Origin of the sequence: Peribacillus phoenicis, from assembly GCF_047238085.1 — a bacterium.
Taxonomy (GTDB): domain Bacteria; phylum Bacillota; class Bacilli; order Bacillales; family DSM-1321; genus Peribacillus.
On record NZ_JBDFMF010000001.1, the window covers coordinates 1997520 to 2023577 of the forward strand.

24 protein-coding genes are annotated in these 26058 nt (G+C 41.5%); 23 read left to right on the forward strand and 1 reads right to left on the reverse strand.

Translation table 11 applies throughout. The features are described from left to right. Positions 1-37 precede the first annotated feature (37 nt). From ABC374_RS09660 to ABC374_RS09765, 22 genes are all read left to right on the forward strand, one after another. Positions 38-1189: an acyl-CoA dehydrogenase family protein gene (locus tag ABC374_RS09660; protein WP_413017321.1), complete on the forward strand. Its 1152-nt coding sequence runs from the start codon at positions 38-40 to the stop codon at positions 1187-1189. Positions 1190-1215: 26 nt separating this feature from the next. Then, a complete protein-coding gene (locus ABC374_RS09665; protein WP_413017323.1) occupies positions 1216-2391 on the forward strand; it encodes an acyl-CoA dehydrogenase family protein in 1176 nt (391 codons plus the stop codon). Between the two features lie 20 nt (positions 2392-2411). Then, entirely contained in the window at positions 2412-3176 is a 765-nt protein-coding gene (locus ABC374_RS09670) for an SDR family oxidoreductase (protein WP_413017325.1), read from the forward strand. Between the two features lie 18 nt (positions 3177-3194). Then, complete coding sequence (locus tag ABC374_RS09675; RefSeq protein WP_413017327.1) at positions 3195-3647, forward strand: MaoC family dehydratase N-terminal domain-containing protein; 453 nt, start codon at positions 3195-3197, stop codon at positions 3645-3647. Further along, the gene (locus tag ABC374_RS09680) at positions 3644-4045 is read left to right on the forward strand and encodes a MaoC/PaaZ C-terminal domain-containing protein (RefSeq protein WP_413017329.1); all 402 of its coding nucleotides are present in this window, start codon (positions 3644-3646) and stop codon (positions 4043-4045) included. Before ABC374_RS09675 ends, ABC374_RS09680 begins: the two co-directional genes overlap by 4 nt. A 128-nt stretch (positions 4046-4173) precedes the next feature. Then, complete coding sequence (locus ABC374_RS09685; protein ID WP_413017331.1) at positions 4174-5868, forward strand: sigma-54 interaction domain-containing protein; 1695 nt, start codon at positions 4174-4176, stop codon at positions 5866-5868. An 880-nt stretch (positions 5869-6748) separates the two neighbouring features. Beyond that, positions 6749-7612, forward strand: a complete 864-nt coding sequence (locus ABC374_RS09690; RefSeq protein WP_063233567.1) for a branched-chain amino acid ABC transporter permease — start codon at positions 6749-6751, stop codon at positions 7610-7612. A 1-nt stretch (position 7613) separates the two neighbouring features. Then, entirely contained in the window at positions 7614-8609 is a 996-nt protein-coding gene (locus tag ABC374_RS09695) for a branched-chain amino acid ABC transporter permease (protein WP_413017334.1), read from the forward strand. Then, positions 8606-9376 (forward strand): ABC transporter ATP-binding protein, encoded by a 771-nt coding sequence (locus tag ABC374_RS09700; RefSeq protein WP_413017336.1) that lies wholly within the window; start codon positions 8606-8608, stop codon positions 9374-9376. Before ABC374_RS09695 ends, ABC374_RS09700 begins: the two co-directional genes overlap by 4 nt. Then, the gene (locus ABC374_RS09705; RefSeq protein ID WP_350302471.1) at positions 9369-10076 is read left to right on the forward strand and encodes an ABC transporter ATP-binding protein; all 708 of its coding nucleotides are present in this window, start codon (positions 9369-9371) and stop codon (positions 10074-10076) included. Before ABC374_RS09700 ends, ABC374_RS09705 begins: the two co-directional genes overlap by 8 nt. 22 nt (positions 10077-10098) lie before the next feature. Beyond that, positions 10099-11280 carry an ABC transporter substrate-binding protein gene (locus tag ABC374_RS09710; protein WP_350302472.1) on the forward strand — a complete coding sequence of 394 codons (1182 nt, stop codon included), beginning with the start codon at positions 10099-10101 and terminating at the stop codon, positions 11278-11280. A 387-nt stretch (positions 11281-11667) separates the two neighbouring features. Then, positions 11668-12576 (forward strand): N-acetylmuramic acid 6-phosphate etherase, encoded by a 909-nt coding sequence (murQ, locus tag ABC374_RS09715; protein ID WP_413017339.1) that lies wholly within the window; start codon positions 11668-11670, stop codon positions 12574-12576. A gap of 11 nt (positions 12577-12587) precedes the next feature. Continuing rightward, positions 12588-13445: a MurR/RpiR family transcriptional regulator gene (locus ABC374_RS09720; protein WP_413017341.1), complete on the forward strand. Its 858-nt coding sequence runs from the start codon at positions 12588-12590 to the stop codon at positions 13443-13445. A gap of 32 nt (positions 13446-13477) precedes the next feature. Beyond that, positions 13478-14848: a PTS transporter subunit EIIC gene (locus ABC374_RS09725; RefSeq protein WP_413017343.1), complete on the forward strand. Its 1371-nt coding sequence runs from the start codon at positions 13478-13480 to the stop codon at positions 14846-14848. Then, positions 14845-15855 carry a MupG family TIM beta-alpha barrel fold protein gene (locus ABC374_RS09730; RefSeq protein ID WP_413017345.1) on the forward strand — a complete coding sequence of 337 codons (1011 nt, stop codon included), beginning with the start codon at positions 14845-14847 and terminating at the stop codon, positions 15853-15855. Before ABC374_RS09725 ends, ABC374_RS09730 begins: the two co-directional genes overlap by 4 nt. A gap of 211 nt (positions 15856-16066) precedes the next feature. Continuing rightward, positions 16067-18010 carry a glycoside hydrolase family 3 protein gene (locus tag ABC374_RS09735; protein ID WP_413017347.1) on the forward strand — a complete coding sequence of 648 codons (1944 nt, stop codon included), beginning with the start codon at positions 16067-16069 and terminating at the stop codon, positions 18008-18010. Positions 18011-18023: 13 nt separating this feature from the next. Then, the gene (locus tag ABC374_RS09740; protein WP_413017349.1) at positions 18024-19262 is read left to right on the forward strand and encodes an exo-beta-N-acetylmuramidase NamZ family protein; all 1239 of its coding nucleotides are present in this window, start codon (positions 18024-18026) and stop codon (positions 19260-19262) included. Between the two features lie 190 nt (positions 19263-19452). Continuing rightward, positions 19453-20928, forward strand: coding sequence for an N-acetylglucosamine-specific PTS transporter subunit IIBC (gene nagE / locus ABC374_RS09745; protein ID WP_413017351.1), 1476 nt, complete (start codon positions 19453-19455; stop codon positions 20926-20928). Positions 20929-21299: 371 nt separating this feature from the next. Continuing rightward, entirely contained in the window at positions 21300-21728 is a 429-nt protein-coding gene (locus ABC374_RS09750; protein ID WP_413017353.1) for a DUF1801 domain-containing protein, read from the forward strand. A gap of 45 nt (positions 21729-21773) precedes the next feature. Further along, positions 21774-22817 carry an oxidoreductase gene (locus tag ABC374_RS09755; RefSeq protein WP_413017355.1) on the forward strand — a complete coding sequence of 348 codons (1044 nt, stop codon included), beginning with the start codon at positions 21774-21776 and terminating at the stop codon, positions 22815-22817. A gap of 124 nt (positions 22818-22941) precedes the next feature. Then, entirely contained in the window at positions 22942-23733 is a 792-nt protein-coding gene (locus tag ABC374_RS09760; RefSeq protein ID WP_413017357.1) for a hypothetical protein, read from the forward strand. A 176-nt stretch (positions 23734-23909) separates the two neighbouring features. Further along, positions 23910-24158 carry a hypothetical protein gene (locus ABC374_RS09765; RefSeq protein WP_413017359.1) on the forward strand — a complete coding sequence of 83 codons (249 nt, stop codon included), beginning with the start codon at positions 23910-23912 and terminating at the stop codon, positions 24156-24158. Between the two features lie 49 nt (positions 24159-24207). Here ABC374_RS09765 and ABC374_RS09770 read toward each other — a convergent pair whose 3' ends face one another. Continuing rightward, on the reverse strand, positions 24208-25395 hold the full coding sequence (locus tag ABC374_RS09770; protein ID WP_350302482.1) for an MFS transporter: 1188 nt from the start codon (positions 25393-25395) through the stop codon (positions 24208-24210). A gap of 121 nt (positions 25396-25516) precedes the next feature. Here ABC374_RS09770 and ABC374_RS09775 point away from each other — a divergent pair, with 121 nt between their 5' ends. Then, on the forward strand, positions 25517-25963 hold the full coding sequence (locus tag ABC374_RS09775) for a MarR family winged helix-turn-helix transcriptional regulator (RefSeq protein WP_350302483.1): 447 nt from the start codon (positions 25517-25519) through the stop codon (positions 25961-25963). Positions 25964-26058: the final 95 nt, after the last annotated feature.

Consider the following 26058-nt stretch of genomic DNA (forward strand, 5'->3'; position numbering starts at 1 on the left):
GCGTTAACAACCAATTCGCAGATAAAGGGGAATGCAAATGGACTTTCGCTTAGATGAAGACATCCTGCTATTAAAAGAAAATATACGCCAGTTTATTGAAGAGCAAATCGATCCATTTTCCATGCAGATAGAGGATGAAGATCATATCCCGGAATCCATTATAAATTTATCGAAGGAAATCGGGCTATTCGGGCTTAGTATCCCGGAAATGTATGGCGGGCTCGGAATCGGGATGGTGGGAAAATGCGCTTTATATGAGGAAATCGGCAAAACACATAATGGATATACCACTCTGATTGGGGCCCATACCGGCATAGGTACGGTAGGGATAGTCGAAATGGGCAATGAAATGCAAAAGGAAAAGTATCTACCAGATATGGCAAGCGGTAATAGAATTGGCGCTTTTGCTTTAACTGAGCCTGCAGCGGGGTCACATGCTACGAATCTCAAAATGACGGCAGTTAAAAATGGCGATAAATATATTCTAAATGGGACTAAGCATTATATAACGAATGCTGATGTAGCAGATATTTTTACAGTTATGGCCGTAACGGACAAAGATAAAGGGGCAAAAGGAATCACCTCATTCATAGTAGAAAAGGATTTTCCGGGTTTTAGAGTTGGTAGCCTGGAAAGGAAGATGGGTCTTCGAGGCTCACATTCGGCAGAATTGGTTTTTGAAGATTGCGAGGTTCCTGCCGAAAATGTACTGGGGGACGTTGGACAAGGGTATGTAAATGCATTGAAGATCCTTGCAAATGGCCGGGCAGGCCTTGCTGCCCGTAATTTAGGGTCCTGTCAGTACTTGCTCGATCTATCTACTAAATATGCCACAGAACGTGAACAATTCAATGTCCCGATCATTGATCATCAAGCCGTATCCCATATGATTGCCGAGATGGCAATGGAAATAGAAGCACTTCGCTCATTCACATACCGGGTTGCATGGATGGTCGATCAGAAAGAAAAAATCATTAAAGAAGCGGCAATGCTAAAGTTGTATGGTTCGGAAGTATATAATCGTGTCGCTGATAAGGCCGTTCAGATTCATGGAGGGATGGGATACATGAAGGATTATCCAGTTGAACGTTTCTATCGGGATGCCCGAATCACTAGAATATATGAAGGCACGTCAGAAATCCAAAAAAATATCATTACCGGACAATTGAAGAGAAAATATCAAAACTAGTCTAATTGGAAAGCGGAGGGGTTAAAATGGATTTACGACTATCAGATGAACAAAAAATGGTACAAAAAACAATACGCAAGTTCGTGGAAAATGAATTGATACCCTTGGAAAATGAAGTGCTTCGCAATGAAATGGCAGGTAAACCTAGTTTGCCAGAGGGGACATTGAAAGATTTACAGGAAAAAGCAAAAAAAGCTGGGTTTTGGGGCATCAATACCCCGGAGGAATATGGCGGGGCAGACTTAGGGCAGCTTATGATGGCAATTGTCTTGATGGAAGTATCAAAAACGTTTGTACCATTCAGCTTTGGAGGTTCGGCTGATAACATACTTTATTATGCAAATGAAGAACAGAAGCAGAAATATCTGATCCCTACGATTAATGGTGATAAAAAGTCCTGTTTTGCCATGACGGAGCCGGGAGCTGGGTCCGATACGCGAAATATTAAAATGACGGCAGTAAAAGAAGGGAACGAATGGGTGCTTAACGGTGAAAAAACTTTCATTACCGGAGGAAATGATGCCGATTTCGTCATGGTCATTGCTGTAACAGACAAAGAACGTCATCAAGCAACCGGGACGGAAGGGGTAACCTGTTTCATTGTAGACCGTGATATGGGCTGGAGATCAGAGTATATCAATACGATGGGAGAATGGGGACCGGCCGGATTAGTTTTTGACAATGTTCGGGTACCCGAAGAAAACATCTTAGGGGAAGTGCATGGCGGTTATAAACTAGGCTTGGAATGGATTGGGTTTGCAAGATGGATCGTGGGTGCACGTGCTGTCGGTTCTGCAGAAAGATTGCTGCAAATGGCTATAGAATACGCTAAAGAACGAGTCACATTCGGTAAACCGATCGCGGAGCGCCAGGCCATCCAATGGCAGATAGCTGATTCGGCTGTAGAGATTGAAGCTGCAAGATGGCTTGTATTGAATGCGGCTTTTACACTTGATAATGGAGAAGACAACCGCCATTTAGCTTCAATGGCTAAACTCTATGGAGCCAATATGGGGAATCGGGTCGTTGATCGCGTATTGCAGATTCACGGTGGCATGGGCTATACGAAGGAGCTTCCCATCGAACGTTGGTACCGAGAGGCAAGGCTTTGGAGGATTTATGATGGTACGGATGAAATACAGCGTATGATCATTTCCCGAAATTTGATTAAGGGGCATGTTAAATTAGGACAATTCTTATAATAGATTAGGAGGAAACGATTATGGCAGGGAGATTTTCAGGGAAAACGGCTTTAGTTACAGGTGGAAGCAGGGGGATTGGCCGGGCGATCGTCGAACTATTTGCCAGTGAAGGTGCAAACGTGGCGATTATCGATATCAATGAAGAGGTTTTGACATCAACAGGAAATGAATTAAGGGATAAGGGGTATACCATTTTTACCAAAGTGGCCAATGTGGTCAATTCCGAAGAGGTGGAAGCATCCATAAAGGAAATAGCCGACACATTCGGATCGCTTGATATTCTTGTGAATAATGCTGGGGTCATCCGGGATAATCTACTTTTTAAAATGACCGATTCAGATTGGCAGACGGTAATGGATGTGCATTTAAAAGGTACTTTCAATGCAGTACGTGCCGCCCAGAAGCATATGGTTGCAAATAAATACGGAAGAATCATCAATATATCATCCACTTCGGCCCTCGGGAACCGCGGTCAGGCTAATTATTCAGCTGCTAAAGCAGGGCTTCAGGGTTTAACAAAAACATTGGCGATCGAACTTGGCAAATACGGGATAACGGCTAATTCGGTAGCACCAGGTTTTATCGAAACCGAAATGACGAAAGAAACAGCTAGGCGGGTGGGAGTGAGTTTTGAGCAATTCATCCAGGATAGGGCAAACAGTATTCCTGTTGCCAGAAGCGGTTTGCCAAGTGATATTGCTCATGCTGTTGCATTCTTTGCCGATGAAGCATCCTCATTCATTAGCGGGCAGGTTTTATATGTTGCGGGCGGTCCAAAAAATTAAGGGAAAAGGCGGGATGTTATGTTCAACGAAAGTATTGGAAAACGATCCAACCCCGTTAAAAATATAGTTGAACGGGGAGCCGTTAAAAAATTCGCATTATCGATTGGTGATCCCCACCCGATTTTCATTGATGAAGAAATAGGCAGGCAATCAAGGTACGGTACGAATATCGCTCCACCAACTTTCCCAAGGGTCTTTGATTTCGGGACGATTGAAAGCTTAAATCTCCCAACTAAAGGGTTGATTCACGGTGAGCAGATATATCGCTATAACAGGCCGCTGAAGGTAGGGGAAGAAATCACCTGTTATACGGAAGTGAAAGACTATTACGAGAAAAAAGGAAAACAAGGGGAAATGGGATTTCTAGCCTTTAAAAATTATGGGACGGATGCAAATGGGGAAGTTGTCTTCACTGCTGAACAGCTTGTCATTATAAATGAAACGGTCAGAAGGATGGTGATGAGTAAATGACGACATTAACCGAACTTCATATCGGTGACTCGTTACATTCAATCGAGCTTGCACCTGTAACGCGTTTGGACCTCATTAAATATGCCGGCGCATCAGGTGATTTCAATCCCATTCATACGATTGATGAGGAAGCAAAAAATGCTGGTCTTCCCGGTATCATCGCGCATGGAATGTGGACGATGGGAAACCTCGCAAAGCTTTTCAGTAATCTTTATGAAATTGGTTTTATCGAAGAATACAAGATTCGTTTCAAAGGCATGGTTTTCTTGAATGATGTCATAACTCTTCAAGCGGATCTAAAAGAAAAAAATGGGGATAGATATTTTTTCAACGTTGCGGCCACTAACCAGACAGGTAAGGAAGCGATCAGTGGAGAGGTTATTTTTAAGACTTACTGAGGGATAGTAGTGATGAAAATTATTTCATCACTACTTTTTTTGGAGCGAAATTCGACAATTTTAAAGGAGTTTCGAAAATTATCCAGAATTGTACTTAAAAAGAATTCTTTTTGCGGCGGTGAATAGTAATGAATCAAGTGAAACAGGATTCTCAGATTAATTTGCTTAAAGAGTCGACCTTTCCTGCACTAGTCGTGGATTCTGCAAATCGGATAAAGGAATGGGGCAATTATTTTAATCAATCGTTAAGTCAGGATGGTAATACACTAACCGAACAATTCGATGAGTGGCAATTTCTCGATAATAAAAGGATTGCAGCTGCAAGGCTGCATGATAAGCGGTATTTATTTTTATTAATGAAAAAAATGGATGCTGACAATATTCTATATATAGGCAGTGAAACAGAATTTTTGGACGATTTATTGATTGATGCGCATGAAACGGATAAATTGAATCGCGCACTGGATGCCATTATCGAAAATTCCTATGATGGAATATACATCACCGATCAAGATGGAATCACGCTTTATACCAATTCGGCAATTGAACGGATCACTGGCATACCAAAAGAGTATTATATCGGCAAATCGGTGGACCAATTGATTAAACGCGGCATACTGAATGCTTCGGTGACGCATAAGGTAGTGAAGCTGAGACGAACGGTATCGGTCGTACAGGATAATTTTGCTGGAAAGGAAACATTGATTACAGGAAGTCCCGTTTTTAATGCAGAAGGGGAAATAGAGCAAGTCGTTACGAATATAAGGGATTTATCCGATTTAAATGAACTGATGCATGAGTTGACGAAAGTTAATGAACTGAATCATCAATATAAGCAGGAAATCGAAAAACTGCGGAAGATAACAAGCAAGGATGGAGTCGTATTTGTCAGTGATAAAATGAAAATGATTTATGAAATTGCTGAAAGAATATCGGATATTGATGCGACAGTACTCATTTTGGGAGAAACGGGTGTTGGAAAGGATGTCCTTGCCCGCAATATTTATAATCGGAGCATCCGATCTAAAAAAGGAGATTTCATCAAAATAAATTGTGGGGCAATTCCCGCTGATTTATTGGAATCCGAGCTCTTTGGATATGAAGGAGGGGCATTTACCGGAGCCAACCAAAAAGGCAAACCAGGGATGTTTGAGCTGGCAGAGAGTGGGATCTTATTTCTGGATGAAGTCGGTGAGCTTCCCCTGCAACTTCAAGTGAAGCTGCTTCGGGCCCTTCAGGAAAGGGAGATTCAAAGAATCGGTGGTACAAAGCCAAAGAAGATCGATGTTCGCATAATAGCAGCCACGAACCGAAATCTATCGGAAATGGTCAAATCGGGTGATTTTCGTGAAGACCTCTTTTATAGGCTGAATGTCATTCCGATTACGATTCCTCCTCTAAGGGAAAGAAGAGAGGATATCTTGGCATTGACTGACTTATTTTTAACAAAGGCAAATGAACAATATAAATTCTCAAAAGAAATAGATTCGCGGTTGAAGGAATATTTTTATCAACATGATTGGCCAGGAAATGTCCGTGAATTGATTAATATAGTGGAAAGGCTCGTCGTGCTGACGGATAATCAAATATTATCGATTAACGACCTTCCGGAAGAATATCAGCCGGAAAATCAGAATCAGCCGAACCTCAATGCTGCCCTAACTTTAAAAGAAGCGGTGGAAAGAGCCGAAAAGGAAATCTTGACGAAAGCGGCTCAAACCTACCAAACTACATATGAAATCGCAGAGGCCCTTGATTCCAGTCAGGCAACAATTGTGAGGAAACTTAAAAAATATCGATTAAAGGTCAGCGGAAAAGAATAGGTGAGTTTGAACAGCACCTCCATTGTTGGACACCATCCAACAATGGAGGTGCTGTTTTTTTGACTAAAGTTCCTAATTATATTTAAGAGTTTTTGAGGAATAGCTTTATTACCTAATTTTTATGTGTTTTTAGTAAATTATTGGTTTAAAAGTTGTTTTTTGTGCATTATTACCTGCTATTGCATGAAATGATTGTTGTTGTGAAGGTTATTTTTGGATCCCTTTCATTTTATTTCTTTATTTAATTCTTAGGTTGATTCAGAAATGATTTTTTCAGTCAATAGTGAATGACGGACATCCCGTATGGAATCGTTACTTTTGATTTTTACGATTCAATAATGAATTCACTGACTGGTGAATAGCCTTATTGTCGGTGAGATAATGTTGGCACGGCACTTGCATTTATATACAGGAAATAATCTACATACAGGAAATTAATCTACGTAATGGTCCTTTAGTGGTGTGGAAGGGGTGAACGAACCAGACGATTACCATGGGTAAACCGTTATTAAAGAGAAGATGGAAACATTGGCTATCCCTACAAACAGCATATGCTTGTCTGCACAATTGTGCCGCCTAGATTCAATAGGCAGAAAGAATGAGGACAAAAATCGCTAGGTGCATGTACTGTAATAAGTGGTCATTATAAATGAAAGCGCTAACAACAAACCAAGTGTTATATTCGCTACACCTAAGCTGTATCTGTAGGCGGAGAATATAGGGATATTAAACTTACTGTTCCACCCCGGGAGGTTGAGCCTGTTAGGAAAAAATTGAAAGTGTTTTTCATCGTATAGGTGTGCTTTCAAAATATGGACAGGATGGTGGGCCAGGGAATGAGCAGCAAAGTGAAATTCAATAATTTTCAAGGAGGAAGTAAATGGAAATTTTGATCCAGCAGCTTTTTAATGGTTTGACGATTGGCAGCGTATATAGTCTTGTTGCCCTGGGATTGACGCTAGTATATGGAATTTTGCATATCCCGAACTTTGCCCACGGTGCCCTATATATGTTGGGTGGATATATCACGTTATCAATGATGACTTTATATGGGGTCAATTACTGGATTGCCATGTTCGTATCCATTATCGTTGTTGGTTTGTTGGGAGTCCTTTTGGAACGTTTCGTGTTTCGCCTGTTAAGGGAGGCACCTCCATTGCACGATAAGATAGCCGCAATCGGAATTCTCCTTTTTCTTGAAGCCTTTGCCCAATTTGTCTGGGGTGCCGACTTCCATACAATGACTTCTCCATATGGTCAAGTGGTCAATATCATGGGCCTAACGTTCACACTTCAGCGATTATTGATCATCGTATCAGCTATCGCAGTTATGGTTTTACTTTACCTTTTCCTAAAGAAGACTTATACCGGCTCGACGATAATAGCGATGTCCCAAAGCCGTGAAGGTGCTTCATTAGTGGGAATCAACATTAATAAAGTTGCGATGCTTACCTTCATGATATCGGGTGGATTAGCAGCCATAGCTTCATCTCTTGCATCACCGATTAACCTTGTTTTTCCCGGCATGGGGCATTTAGTCATCCTAAAAGCATTCGTCATTATCATATTGGGCGGGATGGGGAGCATCCCGGGGGCGATCGTAGGCGGATATATCCTGGGTTTCAGTGAGAGCCTGGGCGCAACTTATATTTCAAATGATTATAAGGACATCATTGCATTCATTCTTTTAGTCGTAATATTAACCGTGAAACCAACAGGTCTTTTTGCCAAGGGGGAGAGGTAGCGTGAAGATATTAACGAAAAGAAATGGGATTATCGCTCTTATCATCTTTGCTTTTTCATTCCCCTTTATCGCTCAAAACGATTATTATCTCCATATGCTGACACTTTCGTTCATCTGGGCGATAGCTGTTTATGGAATCAATTTATTATCAGGATATACTGGATATCTCTCGCTTGCACATGCTGGATTTTTTGCGATTGGAGCATATTCGCTTGGCCTCCTGACGGTAAAAGCGGAAATGAACTTTTGGCTGGCACTTGTATGTGCATGTTTAATCACATGTGCAATTGGGTTTTTAATCGGTTTGATCGCGCTGAGGACAAAGGAACACTTTTTCGCAATTTATACCCTATGTGTGGGTTACATCATATATCTGGTCATCGATAAATGGGAGGGACTTACAGAGGGGGTTAGGGGATTGATCGGTATCCCTGCTCCTGGGAATATAGGGCCGATCACATTCGATACTGCAGCATCCCAATATTATCTAGTCCTCATTTTCCTGCTTGCAGTGATTTTAATCGTGTATCGAATTATACGCTCGTTGACCGGCAGGACGTATATGGCAATCAGGAACAGCGAGGACCTTGCACAAACGATTGGTATATCCACAATGAAGAATAAGTTAACCGCATTTGTCCTATCCACATTCTTTGCAGGTTTGGCAGGTGCTTTGTATGCTTCATTCATTCGTTTCATTGGACCTGATATCGGATCAACTGCCATAATGTTCGATCTATTGATGTATTTATTGGTTGGTGGAATAGGGACACTTTCAGGTCCGTTGGTAGGAACATTATTGTTAGTAATCCTTTCGCAGAATCTGCAATTCCTTCAAGAATATCGAATGTTGATATTCGGGCCATTGCTTACGGTGATCATTATCTTTTATCCGCGCGGAATCGCAGGGGCCTTCTTTGATTGGCAAAGAAAGCGAAAAGATAATGAACTGTCCAGGGTGAGAAGCGAAATGCACATAAAAGCTGAGGAGGGATGAAATTGCTAATCGAAACAAAGAATTTGACAAAGCGGTTTGGAGGATTGGCGGCCGTCAATAATGTGGATTTTACGATTGAAAAAGGTAGAATCAATGCAATAATCGGACCAAATGGAGCAGGAAAATCAACTTTTTTCAACTTGATCAGTGGCTTTCATCGACCAACTTCCGGGACGGTCCTTTTTAAGGGGATTGATATCACCAAACTTCCTGCCAATGAAATAGCGGGGCTCGGAATTTCAAGAACCTTTCAAACGACAAGCCTTTTTGATCAAACGACTGTGTTGGATAATGTCATTGTCGGTCATAGGCTGCGAACCAAATCCAATCTGGTGGATGCCATTCTAAGAACAAAACGTTTAAAAAGGGAGGAAGCGGCTTGCAGGGATAAGGCAATGGAGGTTCTTGATATTGTCGGATTGACGGAATCGGCTGACAGAATGGTCTCCAGCATCTCGCAGGAGGAAAAGAAACGGACAGCCATTGCCCTTGCCCTTGCGACTGAACCGGAAATTATCTTTCTTGATGAACCTGCTGCGGGAATCAATCCGGATGAAACGGAAGGATTGACAGAACTGATTAAAAAATTGAATCGATCGGGACTGACCGTTTGTTTAATCGAGCACAAAATGCATATGATCATGAACTTGGCAGACCACATCATGGTCCTTAATTACGGAGAAAAAATTGCCGAGGGCACACCTAAGGAAATCCGCGGAAATGAAGCGGTGATTAAAGCCTATTTGGGAGGGAGTGCCAGTGCTTAAGTTAACCGATGTCGCCGTGAATTATGGAAGTTTCACTGCGATAAAACATGTGAATATCGAAGTTGCCAAGGGAGAGATCGTTGTATTGTTGGGAGCTAATGGGGCAGGTAAAAGCACGACTTTTCGTTCCATAAGCGGAATCAGTAAGCTGTCCAAGGGGGAAATTCATTTTCTGGGCATGCCGATAGGGGGCCGTGCCCCTGATAAGAATGTTAGGGAGGGGATCGTCCAGTGTGCCGAAGGACGTAAACTGTTTCCACAGATGAACGTCCAGGAAAATCTGAGGATGGGTGCTTATGTGCATCGAAAAAAGAAAGCGGAGATCAAGGATTCCTTGGAATACGTCTATCATTTATTCCCGATTTTAAAAGAAAAGCATCATGATGAAGCGGGAAGCCTGAGCGGCGGCCAACAGCAAATGCTCGCAATTGGAAGAGCCTTGATGTCGAAACCGAAATTGTTGATGCTTGATGAGCCTTCGGTGGGACTCGCTCCACTTATTGTCGAACAAATGTTTCGGGTCATTGAAGAAATAAACCGCGAAGGAATCACGGTCCTGCTTGCTGAACAAAACGCGAATGCTGCTCTCGGCATTGCAGATAAAGGATATGTTTTTGAAAATGGGGAAATTGTCGTTCAAGGGACAGCAAGTGAGTTATTAGCCAATGATGAAGTAAGGAAAGCGTATATTGGGGCCTGAAAAAATTGAATGGGGGATTTTTATGAAAAAACTGAAAGTATTATTTATTTTTCTCCTGCTAATGATCACTGTGTTGACTGGGTGCAATAAAGGGGATAGCCCTGTGTCAAGCAGTGGCAGTAAAGGCAAAAGTGAAAATGTCGTTAACATCGGTTTTAGCGGTCCTTTAAGCGGGGCAGCAGCGTTATATGGGAAACGGACATTGAATGGTGTGGAAATGGCTGTCAATGAAATTAACGATGCTGGTGGGTTTGAAGTAAATGATAAGAAATACACATTGAATTTAGTTTCGTTGGATGATAAATACCTTCCCAATGAAACAGGGTCGAATGCTAAACGGTTAATTCAGGAATATGATACGCCGATCATTTTTACGCCTCATAGTGGGGGTGTGCTGGCACTTCAGGTTTTTAATGAACAAGAGGAATTCATCATTGGGGCATATACGAGTGAACCGGCAGTTACCGATAGCGGAAATTCATTAACCGTTCGAATTCCACCGAATTACGAGGGGTATATTGAACCTTTTACAACATATGCAATGGAACATTTCGGCAAGAAAATTGCCGCTTTGCCAACATCTTCGCAATACGGTAAAGACTGGACGGAAGCCGTGCTCCCACATTGGGAAAAGCAAGGCGGAAAAGTCGTTTATAATTCATCAATTGATTTCGCCAAAGAAACCGATTTCTTTACGATTGTCACCAATGCCTTGAAAAAAGATCCTGATGTGCTATTTATCGGTGGTGCTTCGGAACCAACGGCAAAAGTAGCGAAGCAAGCTCGGGAGCTAGGGTTTAAGGGCGGTTTCATCATCATGGATCAAGCAAAGCTGGATCAAATGAAGCCGATTGCAGGTTCATATGAAACATTGGAAGGCTCGATTGGCGTTCTGCCACTGATGGACTCAGATGAAGAAGCAATACCTGCTTTTGTTGAGAAATATCAAAAGAATTATAAGGAAGATCCAAGCTCCGAAGTTGGTTTGAACTATATCGCCATGTATGCGTTTGTGGAAGCGATGAAATCTGCAGGCAGCGTTGATGATGCCAAGGCCATCCGTAAGCATATGCAAGATGGACTTTCAAATATAGGGCCAGATCAAAAAATATACGATATTCCCTCAATTGATGAAAATGGAGGATTTGCATCAACTATTGTCGTCGGTGCAGTAGAAAACGGGAAAGTAGTCCCTATCCGTTAACTGGGTAAAGGAATGAGGTATCCAGGGCCGGGGTAGTATGTTAGTTTGGCATTTTATTATATTACTTGTGCGTGTATCGTTCCCAAGTTTGGGGACGGTACACGTTTTTTTATTGTTGAAAGAATTTACACCAAAAATAGGTGGCTCCTATAGGTAAATTACGGCACTCAGAAAGGGCTATCGATGCAAATTTTATTTAATAAGGAGTCCGCCGGCATGGGGGTTTTGAGGAAAGAAAAATGCTAATTAACAAATTTTATAAAAAAATCTTGTATCCGAGTAATGAAAACGCTATCATTGAATATAATATGAAATATAATTTCATTATTTTCTATTAAAAAATGAAATTATATTTAAGTAATTGTTTATGGGAGGATTTAATAGTCTATGGAAGAACACTTACGTTCATTAACGACTGAATTACGGAACGAAAAGACAATGAATATCGACAGTGTAAATACGATGGAAATCATTTCTGCAATCAATAAAGAAGATTTTAAAGTGGCAGCAGCGGTTGAGGAGGTATTGCCAGAGATTGAAACGGTGGTTGAATGGGCTTGTGAATCGTTAAAAAAAGGAGGGAGACTCATATACATCGGAGCAGGAACGAGCGGAAGACTCGGTGTGCTGGATGCGGTGGAATGTCCCCCGACTTTCAGCACACCGCCTGATAGGGTGCTAGGAATAATTGCAGGAGGGGAAAAGGCGTTTGTTCGGGCTGTTGAAGGAGCAGAGGATAAAGAAGAGTTTGGGGAATGTGATCTGATTGACGTGGGCCTTACAGCTAATGATACGGTTATTGGCATTGCGGCAAGCGGCCGTACCCCGTATGTGAAGGGCGCTTTACGTTATGCAAGAAAAGTCGGGGCTAAAGCCGTCGCTTTATCATGCAATAAAAACGCGAGCATCACAGAAGCAGCTGATATAGGGATTGAAGTGGTTGTCGGACCGGAAGTGTTAACAGGATCCACGAGAATGAAAGCGGCAACCGCACATAAAATGGTACTTAATATGATTTCAACGGCAACCATGATCCGGCTGGGAAAAGTCTATGAAAATCTGATGGTTGATGTAAATGTCAGTAATCAAAAACTGAAGGAACGTGCAATAAGCATCATAGAAACTGTAACGAATGCTGACTATGATCAAGCATTGAATACGCTTGAAAAGGCAAATAATCAAGTTAAGCCAGCGATTGTCATGATAAAAACGGCAACAAATTATGAAAAAGCAATGGAGTTACTGGAAAATGCGGATGGGGATGTCAGAAAAGCAATCTCGATCCATGAAGATTAAGGAGGGAAGAAATGGCTACAGGAGGATTATCAATCATACAGACGATGTTGAGCAAGCTGCCGCAATCTGAACAAAAACTAGCAGAATATATTCTGAAGAATCCTCATGAAGTTGTGAACAGCACTGTACAGGAATTAAGTACGTCTGCCCAAACAAGCGGGGCTGCTGTTATTAGGTTGTGTAAGTCGCTTGGCATAAAAGGATTTCAAGATCTGAAAATAAGGATTGCTGGAGATTTGATGAAGACCGTTGAACAGGGCTACCGGGATATCGAGCCTTCCGAATCACTGTATCGGATTGTGGAGAAAACAACGAGTAATTCGATTCAGACCATCCGGGACACATCTGAAATAATCGATCACGATAACCTCAAACATGCGATAACGCTGATGCTGAATGCTAAAACCGTCCACTTTTGCGGTGTCGGTGCTTCGAATATAGTTGCGGCTGACGCTCAGCAAAAATTACTTCGCATCAATAAAGGGGCAACGGCTTTTACAGATATGCATTTAGTTGCAACCTTGATTGCAAATGCTGATGAAAATGATATCGTTTTTGCCATTTCATTCTCAGGGGAAACACCTGAAGTTGTCAATATATTGAAGCTGGCAAAAGAACGTGGGGTCAAGACGATCGGGCTGACTCATTATGGCCAAACAACGGTATCTTCTTTGTGTGACGCCACACTGTATACATCCTTTTCGAATGAAGCACCGTTTCGAAGTGCAGCCACATCCTCACGATTGGCACAATTATATATGATTGACATTTTGTTTTTGGGGATGGCTTCAGAGCAATATGAAGAGACTGTTCACTATATTGATAACACCAGGTCTGCCATTAAATCGATGACAGATCGATATAAATGATTGATACGAGATTTGACAAAGGGGGCTTTTGAATGGGTAAGGGGGATAAGTACGCCAGTTTAGCCGAAGAATTATTGGGGAAATTAGGCGGGGCATCAAATGTTGCCGATGCTGCACATTGTATGACCAGACTAAGGGTACTGCCAATCGATCGTTCGAAAGTAAAAATGGAAGAAATAAAAAATACTGAAGGTGTATTTGGCGTCATTGAAGAGGAAACGATACAAATCGTCCTCGGGCCAGGCGTGGTGAACAAGGTTCATACAGAATTTGAAAAGCTTTTGGAAGATTCTTCAGGCAATTTGAACTTAAAGGAAGTAGCCTCGAAGAATAAATCAGAGATTGATAGGAAAAATGCAAAACCTTTTAAACTTTTTTTACGCAGGATTGCAAGTATTTTCATCCCTTTAATCCCCGCCTTAGTGGCATCAGGTTTGATTACCGGTATTACAAAAGCAATCGTTCAAGCAGGCTGGCTAGCAGCAGAATCACAGTTAGCCATCATTTTAACCGTTATCGGGTCAGGGCTGTTTGCCTACTTGGGGATTTTGGTTGGGACCAATGCAGCAAAAGAATACGGTGGATCACCTGCACTTGGTGCAGTAGCGGGTATCTTGGTCATCAACCCCGCCGTCGGCGACATTTCATTGTTTGGTGAAAATTTGCTCCCTGGCCGCGGTGGCTTGATAGGAGTCCTCTTTGCAGCTATTTTCATAGCCTTGGTGGAAAAACAGGTCAGGAAATTCATTCCTCAATCACTGGATATCATTTTGACGCCAACCATCGCTTTACTCATTACTGGGATTGTCACTTACATTGTATTTATGCCGGTAGGTGGGTTTTTATCGGATGCCATTACGACTGGGTTATTGAATGTATTGGATTTCGGCGGTGTTGTAGCTGGATTCGTCCTTGGTGCGGCCTTCCTCCCTCTCGTCATTACTGGTTTACATCAAGGTTTAACGCCTGTCCATCTAGAATTGATAAATTCGATTGGAGATGATCCACTGCTTCCCATTTTGGCGATGGGTGGCGCAGGCCAAGTGGGAGCGGCATTTGCCATCTATATGAAAACGAAGAAAGCAAGTTTGAAGAGAGCAATCGGAGGAGGCCTTCCTTCCGGGATGCTTGGTATCGGCGAACCTCTTATATTTGGAGTGACCCTGCCATTGGGCCGGCCTTTCTTAACGGCATGTTTAGGTGCAGGAGTAGGCGGAGCATTCCAGGCTCAATTCGGAATCGCAACGTCGTCGATCGGTGTGTCCGGACTGCCGCTTACCTTTTTAGTTCATCCAAACCAAATCGCCCTGTTCCTAGCTGGATTGTTCATTTCCTATATAGCAGGATTTATTTTTACGTATCTGTTTGGATTTAAAGATGAAATGGCGGTTGAATTCAAGTGATCGGAATCTCTTTTTATCTACAAGACCCGCATGCAGAAACACAAATCATACATGCTGCTGACCTGGGAGTGAAGAGAGCATTTACCTCGCTTCATATTCCTGAAGAAAAGGGCGACCTCGTGAAGAGAATGATCAGACTTTTAAAGCTTTCAGAGTCCTACGGAATAGAAATCCATGCAGATATCTCAATAAAAACGCTTGATCATTTGGGGATTAGCAAATTTACGGATTTATGGCCATTAGGTATTAAAGGTATTCGCCTTGATGATGGATTTGATAAAGAAACGGTCATATCTTTATCCAAGGTGTTTTCACTTTCACTGAATGCAAGTACGTTGAATGAAGATGAACTTTTAGCCGTGCTTGGAGGCGGTGTGGAACCGGAAAATCTGATAGCTTGGCACAACTTTTATCCAAGGCCTGAAACGGGCCTTGAGGAAGAATTCTTTCATGAACAAAATCGAATGTTCAAGAAATACGGCATACCGATCTTTGCTTTCATTCCGGGTGCAGGAAGTAAACGCGGTCCAATTCATGAAGGTCTTCCAACGCTTGAAAAACACAGGTTGATGAATCCTTACGCTGCCGGTATCGAGCTGTTTCAGCATGTGGAAGGAGTTTACGTTGGAGATCAAGGAACGGAGAATAATCTGCTTGAGAATCTGACCGCTTATAAAAATCAAAATATTCTAACTGTTAGAGCGGAATCCCGACTCTTGCAAAGCGGTCCGTACGAATTGAGGCCAGATGTTTCTCAAGATGTTTTCCGGCTGCAGAATACCCGGGTCACAGCAAATGTTGAGCCGAGTAATACAGTTGCACGCAGCCTTGGATCCATAACGATGGACAATAATGGTTACGGAAGATATCGGGGAGAGGTCCAAATTTGCAAGAGAGACCTAGGGGCAAATCACCGAGTTAATGTGATTGGGCGAATCATAGAAGAAGATATTCCCTTGCTGTCCCTTCTAAAGCCTGGTCAAACGATAAAACTTATAATTGAGTGACCAATTGGGCTCTATGAATCAATTATACAGGGATAAATGATATATTTCATGATGGCTTGTTTAAAAGAGGCGGCTGACGGGATTCCCAATGCTGCCTTGAATTTTTTATAGGATCTATATAGTTCTTTTCCATTCATTTATACCCCTTCATCGATGTGGTTATGGAATTGCTGCTAAAAGAACTAAAAAGTATACAAGGGAGGAAGCCTAAATGATAAAAAGGATATGTGCCCCTGCTGGAATCGCATTATTCTTAGGTTTTATATCCATTCTGGGAGGGAATGCGACAGCAAAAGGATCAGAGACTGAAAAAACGGTATCGGATATTCAGGAAATCGTAGCAAACATGACAGTCGATGAAAAAGTCGGACAAATGCTCATGCCGGATTTTCGCAATTGGCAAAAACAAGGAGAAGCGAAGGCGACGGGGTTTATTGAAATGAACTCAGAAGTTGCAAGCATCATCAAAAAATATCATCTGGGCGGTGTTATTCTGTTTGCTGAGAATGTAGTCGATACCGAACAAACGGTTCGGCTCACCGATGGTTTGCAGATGGCAAGCCCGGACCTTCCGCTGTTCATAACGATTGATCAGGAAGGGGGAATCGTAACTCGCCTTCAAACTGGAACGAACCTTCCTGGTAATATGGCACTTGGTGCAGCCAGAAAGGAGAGTTATGCTTATCAATCTGGAGAAATCATTGGCAAGGAACTGTCGTCACTTGGCATAAATGTCAATTTCGGGCCGTCTGTCGATGTCAATAATAATCCTAGAAATCCCGTTATTGGCGTTCGTTCCTTCAGTTCTGATCCGGAACTTGTAGCAAAGATGGGCATTCAGACGATAAAAGGATTGCAAAATCAGAACACGATAGCAACGACCAAGCATTTCCCCGGCCACGGAGATACAGCAGTCGATAGTCATTATGGTCTCCCTCTTGTTTCTCATGATAAAGAACGTTTGCGTTCCATCGAGTTGATGCCTTTCCAAAGGGCAATCGATGCTGGAGTTGATATGATGATGACTGCACATGTTCAATTTCCTGCATTCGATGACACTACGTATATCAGTAAAAAAGACGGTCAAGAGATTATGGTTCCTGCGACGTTGTCACATAAGGTCATCACGGGTTTATTACGTGAAGAAATGGGTTTTGACGGTGTTGTGGTTACAGATGCATTGAATATGAAAGCCATCGCGGACAACTTCGGACAGGAAGAAGCTATTGTCCTTGCATTGAAGTCAGGAGTTGATATTGCATTGATGCCTGCACAGGTTAATTCGCTTCAAATGGAAAAGAATTTAACCTCTGTATTCAATGCAGTGAAGGCAGCAGTGGCAAGCGGGGAAATTCCTCTAAATCAAGTCAATCAATCTGTAACGAGGATACTTGAACTGAAAGTGAAAAGAGGGATATTAAACCCTGATGAAACTCCGATCGATAAAAAAATCGAAACCGCGCTTCAAGTGGTAGGGAATGAAGATCATTTGAAAAAAGAAAGGAAAATCGCGGAAGATGCCATCACCTTATTGAAAAATGAAGACAAAACATTGCCTTTCAAACCCAAGAAAAATGATAAAGTTTTAATTCTTGCTCCTTTTGATGACCAAGTTGAATCCATGTCCAGGAGCATTAGCGAATTAGCTGTTAAAAAGAAAATAAAGAAAGTCCAAATAACGGGTATGAGTTTTTCAGGAAAGTCATTTACAGATCAAGTGGCCAGACTCATTGATGAATCGGACTTTGTCATAACTGGTTCCTATGTTGTCAAAAACGATCCGGCTGTCAATGATGGAGTGATCGATGATAGCATTCAAGATTCTTCGAAGTGGGCAACAGCCTTCCCTAGAGCGGTCATGAATCATGCTAATAAGAAAGATAAAGAATTTGTTTTAATGAGTTTAAGAAACCCTTATGATGTTGCAAACTTTGAAGAAGCGAAAGCGGTTCTTGCTGTTTACGGATTCAAAGGGTATTCGAATGGGCGTTATAGACAGCCGAATATCCCGGCAGGCATCTCGACCATTTTTGGAGAATCAAAACCAAAAGGCACGTTGCCGGTCGATATACCATCAGTAACTAAGCCCTCTGAGAGTCTTTATAAATTTGGATATGGATTAGATATTAAATCTGGAAGACCCATTAAAAAATAGGGAGAGAAGCTCTTTGAAAAGAATGATAATCCTTTTTACCATTTGTCTGTTGACTTTCGGCATTGTTTCCTCAAAAAGTGTAACCGCTGTTAAAGAGAAGAAAAAACAAAAGGTCAGTCCCGGTATTGAAGTCCTTTTAAAAGAAGAAAAGAACGTGTTAAGCGGAAAGAAAGTCGGCTTGATTACGAACCCAACTGGCATCGATTCAAAATTAACCAGCATCGTCGATCTACTTCATGATGATCCGGACATTAATTTGACAGCGTTATTTGGTCCTGAACATGGAGTGCGTGGAGATGCGCAAGCTGGTGCAAGCGTTGAATATTATATTGATGAAAAAACAGGGTTGCCCGTTTATAGCTTATATGGCAAAACGAAAAAACCGACGCCTGAAATGTTAAAGGATGTTGAGGTCCTTGTTTTTGATATCCAGGATGTCGGAACACGCTATTACACTTATATCTACACGATGGCATATGCAATGGAAGCAGCCAAAGAAAATGATATCCCCTTTATCGTGCTGGACCGGCCGAACCCGCAAGGCGGGGAGTCGGTAGATGGGCCGGTACTTGAACCTGAATTCTCATCGTTTGTCGGTTTGTACCCAATACCGCTTAAGCATGGGATGACAGTTGGTGAACTTGCGACTTTGTTCAATAAGGAATTTAAAATTGGTGCAGATCTTAAGGTCATCAAGATGAAAGGCTGGAAGCGAGATATGGACTATGATGATACTGGTCTCCCTTTTGTCTTGCCGTCACCGAATATGCCGGCAGTTTCCACTACTTTCGTGTATCCGGCTACAGGCTTGATCGAGGGAACGAATGTCTCGGAAGGCAGAGGAACGACTAAACCATTCGAGTTGATTGGTGCTCCTTATATAAACAGTGATGAGCTTGCTGGGAAATTAAATGAATTAAGGTTACCTGGCGTAAAATTCAGGGCAGCCTCCTTTACACCTACATTTTCAAAACATGCCGGTAAACTCAGCCACGGAGTGGAAATTTATATTACGGATAGAGAGGAATTCAAGGCTGTCCCTACTGGACTTCACATCATCAAGACCATTCAGGATCTATATCCTGGTGATTTCGAATTCCTTGCAGCCAAAAATTTCAATTTATTGATTGGCAATGGCTGGGTAATGTCAAGAATTGAAGAAGGTTCATCAGTAAATGAAATCATGAAAGAATATCAAGTAAAGCAGGATGCTTTTAAAAAGGTTCGTAAAAACTACTTGCTCTATAAATAAATGAAAAAAGAAAAGTCCGGTTGGACTTTTCTTTTTTTTATGAACTTTCGATGGATGAGTAAATCGCTAAGACTTTATTCCTGAATATAGCCAACTTTATATATGAAATGAAGTTCTAAAATGGAAGGAACCGTTGTCTAATAGAATATGGGGTTTGCCCTAAATCAGTAATTGACAGGAGGAAAGCGGGATGAAAAAATATCTTCAAAAAATTGGACGTTCCTTGATGCTGCCAGTAGCCGTATTGCCGGCAGCCGCCATTTTAATGGGGATCGGTTATTGGATAGATCCGGCAGGATGGGGAGCGGGAAGTCCGTTAGCGGCTTTCTTAATAAAAGCAGGTTCTTCGATCATTGACAATATGGCTATCTTGTTTGCTGTTGGAGTGGCGTTGGGGATGTCGAAAGGAAAAGATGGGGCCGCGGCTTTAAGCGGGCTGGTAGCCTATCTAGTTGTAACGACATTGCTTTCCACGGACTCTGTAGCGATGTTGCAGGGAATTGATGCAAAGGATGTAAATCCAGCATTTGTGAAAATAGAAAATGCATTTGTCGGAATCCTCTCGGGCCTTATAGCGGCAGCTATGTATAATCGGTTCAGTAAGGTCGAGCTGCCGGATGCACTCGCTTTCTTTAGCGGTAAACGCCTTGTACCGATCCTTACTGCGGTTGTCATGTTACTGGTTTCCCTTATATTATTCTTCTTATGGCCACTCATCTACTCCTGGTTAGTTATATTTGGGGAAGGAATAAGTGAATTAGGTGCTGCTGGAGCAGGACTCTATGGATTCTTTAATCGGCTTTTGATACCAACAGGTTTACATCATGCGTTAAACTCTGTATTCTGGTTCGATGTAATAGGACTTAACGATATCGGTAAATTCTGGGCTGGAACAGGAATAAAAGGAACCACAGGCATGTATCAAGCCGGATTCTTTCCCGTCATGATGTTCGGTTTGCCGGCAGCAGCCCTTGCCATGTACCATACCGCAAAATCACGGAAGAAAAAACAAGTTGCCTCATTAATGCTCGCAGCCGGTTTCGCTTCATTTTTCACAGGCGTCACTGAACCTTTGGAATTTGCTTTCATGTTTGTTGCACCAGCCCTATTCGTTGTGCATGCCTTATTAACAGGAATATCATTAGCTATTGCTGCGACTTTTCAATGGACAGCAGGGTTCGGTTTTAGTGCTGGATTCATTGACTTTGTATTAAGTTCAAGATTACCACTGGCAAATGAACCGTATATGCTACTTCTTCAAGGACTGGCTTTTGCTGTCATCTACTATTTCTTATTCCGATTCTTGATAACAAGGTTCAATTTAATGACTCCCGGCAGAGAAGATGATACAGAAGATGAGCTTGATGGCGGAGGAGGGATTGCGGAAGCAGACAGCAGTCAAGGCGGGAATAATGAGAGTAAATTCTTTGGAATGGCTTCCGCTATTTATGAGGGATTAGGCGGAGACGCAAACGTTACATCTGTAGATAACTGCGTTACCCGTTTAAGAGTTGAAGTGGAAAATATGGGGGCTGTCGATCAGAATAAAATCAAATCAACAGGGGTTGCTGGAATCAATATCGTGGGTCCCCAAAGCATTCAAGTCATCGTAGGGACACAGGTACAATTCATAGCTGATGAAATTGAAAAAATCCGGCGGCAATAAGTCTGGATAAACTGCATTTTGCCTTATAATGCAAAAATCTACGATCAGAATTATATTTTCTGATCGTAGAGATTTTTATGAAAAAGTACTTATTTGTTAACGCACAAAAGATTTATCTTTATAAACTCTGCTCTTAAAATAGAATAAAACGAATCAATGTTCTATAATATATAAGGGTATCGAATGAAGGATTTGCCATGGAGCTTGGAGAACTAGTAATGAAGAACGTCCGCCAATCATTGATACTTCGGTGATGAAGGCTATATACATACATATCAACCTAAAAACATGATTGTATAGTGTACTAAGATACTGAGCAAGCGATATCTTATGAATTTTTTCTACCTTTTAATATAAGGGAGGTTCCGGTCATGTATAAACAAAAAACCAAAGAAACTGACAGTAGTGTCATTGAGTTCATTGAGAACGTCGATAATCCGAAAAAACGTGAAGATGCATACGAATTGTTGGATGTTTTTACCGAAACGACAGGTTGTGAGGCAAAGATGTGGGGACCGAGCATAATTGGTTTCGGTACCTATCATTATAAATATGAATCAGGTCACGAAGGCGATGCCCCGCTGGTGGGCTTCTCGCCTCGAAAAGCAAAAATCAGTTTATATTTTGCTCCGGGAGACAAAAAAAGAGAAGAATTGTTACAGGCATTTGGTATACACACTTCCGGAAAAGCGTGTGTGTACATCAATAAAGTTGCAGATATCGATATTAACGTATTGAAAGAATTGATTATTCAATCTGTCAAGTTTTTGAGAGATACATACCCGGACAATGAAATATAATAAAATGTATGTTTAAGAGGAACAAGAAAGCGAGTGGGAACGAAAATGAGAAAAATTAAAGTGGGCATAGTTGGATACGGATTGTCAGGAGCTACTTTTCACGCGCCATTACTAAGCGTTTTAGAGCAATTTCAAATAGCGAAAGTAGTCAGCTCCAATAAGGAAAAAGTCCAAAAAGATTTGAAAGATGTGGAAGTGGTAAGCAGCTTAGAGGAAATTCTTGAAGACCCGTCCATTGATTTGGCTGTTATTACGACACCGAGTGGTTTACATTATGAAATGGCCAAGCAAAGCTTGTTAGCAGGCAAGCATGTCGTCCTTGAAAAGCCAATGGTAGTGGAAGCTTGGGAGGCGGAGGAGCTCATTAAGATTGCCGAGGAAAAGAATTTGCTATTAAGTGTCTATCATAACCGGAGATGGGATAATGACTTTTTGACCGTGAAAAAACTTATGGATGATGGAGTGCTTGGGGAAATCAATACATACCAAGTCCATTATGATCGATACCGGCCTGTGGTCAGGGATAGATGGAGGGAAAAACCAGGCCCGGGATCAGGCATGCTTTATGATTTAGGATCACATCTCATCGATCAAGCACTTCATTTGTTTGGATTGCCGCAATTCGTTTTGGCTGATGTATTTACCCAAAAAGGAAATGCTGAAACGGATGATTATTTCCATGTAATATTAGGATATGAAAAGCTGAGAGTTATCTTGCATTCTGGCTCAATCGTTCCGTTTAATGGACCGCGCTATCAGGTGCATGGAAGTAAAGGATCATTTATCAAGTACGGTCTTGACTGCCAAGAGGCAGCCCTAAGTGAGGGTAAAAAACCGTTGGATGACTCTTGGGGTGCAGATGAACCTGAATTCTATGGTAGGCTGGTTACGGTTGAAGGTGAAAATGAGACACATGAAACCATTGAAACACTGCATGGATCTTATTTAACATATTACCAATCAATTGCCGATAGTATATTGAGCGGGAAAAAAGCTCCAGTAACCGCCCAAGAGGGATTATCGGTCATTAAAATCATTGATGCGGCTTTTGAAAGCAGTAAAGGGAAAAAAGCCGTATATATTAAATGAAATTCATTTTCCCCTTATAACAATATAAATGAGAAAAACTGAATGATAAGCGGCCTTATTCTCAGAAATAAGGTCGCTTTTTATTTTGGCTAAATAAAATCATTAACTTAAGGAGCAAATACCCGTGAATTCGAATATTACGCAAGATTTTGAGCTGTTTTCACATGAAATTGGAGCGAATATCCGAGAGTTGGAAGCGTTACTCGTGAATTACTGCCATTTACTCGTGAATTCGGAGCAAATACTCGTGAGATTCATCCATTTACTCGTGAAAATGAAGCAATTACTCGTAAATTCGGATGTTACGCAAGATTTTGAGCTGTTTCAGCATGAAAATGGAGCGAATATTCGAGAGTTGGAAGCGTTACTCGTGAATTCGTGCCATTTACTCGTGAATTCGTGCCATTTACTCGTGAATTCGGAGCAAATACTCGTGAAATTCATCCATTTACTCGTGAATATGGAGCAAATACTCGTGAATTCTAATGTTACGGATGATTTTGAGCTGTTTTCGTATGAAATTGGGACGAATATTCGAGAGATTGAAGCGTTACTCGTGAATTCGTGCCATTTACTCGTGAAATCGGAGCAAATACTCGTGAGTTCGTGCCGTTTACTCGTGAATTCGAATATTACGCAAGATTTGGAGCTGTTTTCACATGAAATTGGAGCGAATATCCGAGAGTTGGAATCGTTACTCGTGAGTTCGTGCCATTTACTCGTGAATTCGGAGCAAATACTCGTGAGATTCATCCATTTACTCGTGAATATGGAGCAAATACTCGTGAATTCTAATGTTACGGATGATTTTGAGCTGTTTTCGTATGAAATTGGGACGAATACTCGTGAGATTCATCCATTTACTCGTGAAAATGAAGCAAATACTCGTAAATTCGAATATTACGCAAGATTTTGAGCTGTTTTCGTATGAAATTGGGACGAATATTCGAGAGTTGGAATCGTTACTCGTGAATTACTGCCATTTACTCGTAAATTCCGATCAAATACTCGTGAGATTCATCCATTTACTCGTGAATTTGAAGCAAATACTCGTGAATTCGGATGTTACGCAAGATTTTGAGCTACTTCCGCATGAATTCCGATCAAATACTCGTGAAATTCATCCATTTACTCGTGAATATGGAGCAAATACTCGTGAAATTGACGCATTTACTCGTGAATTTGAAGCAAATACTCGTGAATTCGGATATTACGCATGAATTTGAGAAGTTTCCGCATGAAATTGGAGCGAATATCCGAGAGTTGGGGACGTTACTCGTGAATAAACAGTTTTGGAGGATTTCAATCGTTATAAAATTCATAATGAAAACCCCCGTATAGCACCTGCTACTCGGGGGTTCGTTATGCTGTATAAAACATGAAATGCTTTTTAAGATAATGCCTTTGCATGAAGAGATCGTTTTTGCCAAGCCATGGTAATCATCAAAGTAATGAATAAAAGGATAAGGCCCAACATGAACGGATAGGTGATGTGGACATCATACATCATTCCGGCAAGTGTAGGTCCGAGCACATTTCCGATGCTCATATATGCATTATTCATACCCATTGCGAAGCCCTGTTCATTCCCTGCCATCTTGGAAATCAGTGTGTTAAGAACTGGACGCAAGATGGAGGTGGAAAGGAAGATGATAAGCGAAATCAAAAAGAAAATCAAGTAACTTGTAGCAAAAAGTGATAGAAGGAAACCGATTGCTGCAACACTGATAAAGATATTCAGCACATTCACTTCCCCGAATCGCTGTACAATCCGGTCGACGACAAACAGTTGCACTATTACACTGACGATACCGGTTGCTGTAACCATGACAGCGATGTCCTTAGGACTTGAATTGAATTGATTATCAAGATAAAGGCCAATTACAGATTCATATGCCATTAAGCCAAAGCTCATTACAAGAGTAATGATGAGTGGGATGAAATAAGGCATTTTCACGGATAAGGCAATCTTACGAATCATCGTTTCAGTTTTTGCATCCATGGATTGTGTAACCTGGGCCGTTTCGCTTTCTTTTAAAACAAAAATCGAAAATACCACAGCTGATAGGGATACCAGCGCAGAAATCAAAAAGGGAAACTTCAAGCCAAAGTCAGCTAAAAAACCTCCAATTCCCGGACCGACTACAATTCCCAGGGACATGGCGGCAGATACTAAACTATTGCCTTTGGCGCGTTGATCAAATGTGGTGATATCGGCTACATAAGCAAAAATTGCGGGTATAAGCAAAGCTGCTCCGATCCCGCCAATGATACGTGAAGCATATAATAACCAAATGGAATTGACTGCATAAAAAATAAACATGGATAATGTCAAACCGACTAATCCATAAATAATCATTTTTCTGCGCCCGAATTGGTCAGTCCATTTTCCGGCAATTGGCGAAAAGATAAGTTGTGCACCTGCGAATATGGCGATCATTAGGCCAGCGGCGGTTCCGCCTTGATTAATGGAGGCCAGGTATGCTGGTAAAATGGGAATGATGATACCGAAACTTCCTATTGCTATAAACATATTGATCATGAGGATAATGATCTTTTTGCGTTGTTCTGCTGACATGGACAGCCTCTCTCTCTCTTTAAAAATCAATAACCAATTTAATTCGCATGGTTAATTTTTTGATACGTTAATTATGTTATAGTTTTAGATAGATAGTGTCAATAAGAAAGGATTGTCAAACATGAATTCAAGTGAATTGTATAATTTACATCTAGAGATCAGGGAACTAAGCAGCCTATCACAGGAATTGGTTGAACCGTTATTGGTTAAATATGATTTAACTTCTGTACAGTATCGCGCATTGCAATTAATAGTCTTGAATGAATCCATAGCTGTTAAAGATGTTTCGAATCATTTGAAGATTAAACCTGCAGCAGGAACTGCACTAATTGATCGGCTTGAACGGAAGAAGTTGATTGAGAGGGTACACAGTGAGGATGATCGGCGGGTAGTTTTTATCCAATCCACCGAAAGTGGAAGGAATACCTATCATTCCATCAATCAGTGTTTTACCAAAATTTTTCGTGACTTTTATAGCGTCCTAAATGAAGAGGAAACGGAACGTCTCAAACAAATCGTTGGGAAACTTACCGAACATCTGTCGTCATGCATAGAGAATAAAATATAGTCTTCCTGACGTGTACAGTTTCCATTATAATAGAAAGAAGAAGCACTATATATTTATTAAAGCAGTGAATTTCACTGTTTTTAGGTAGTTAATTA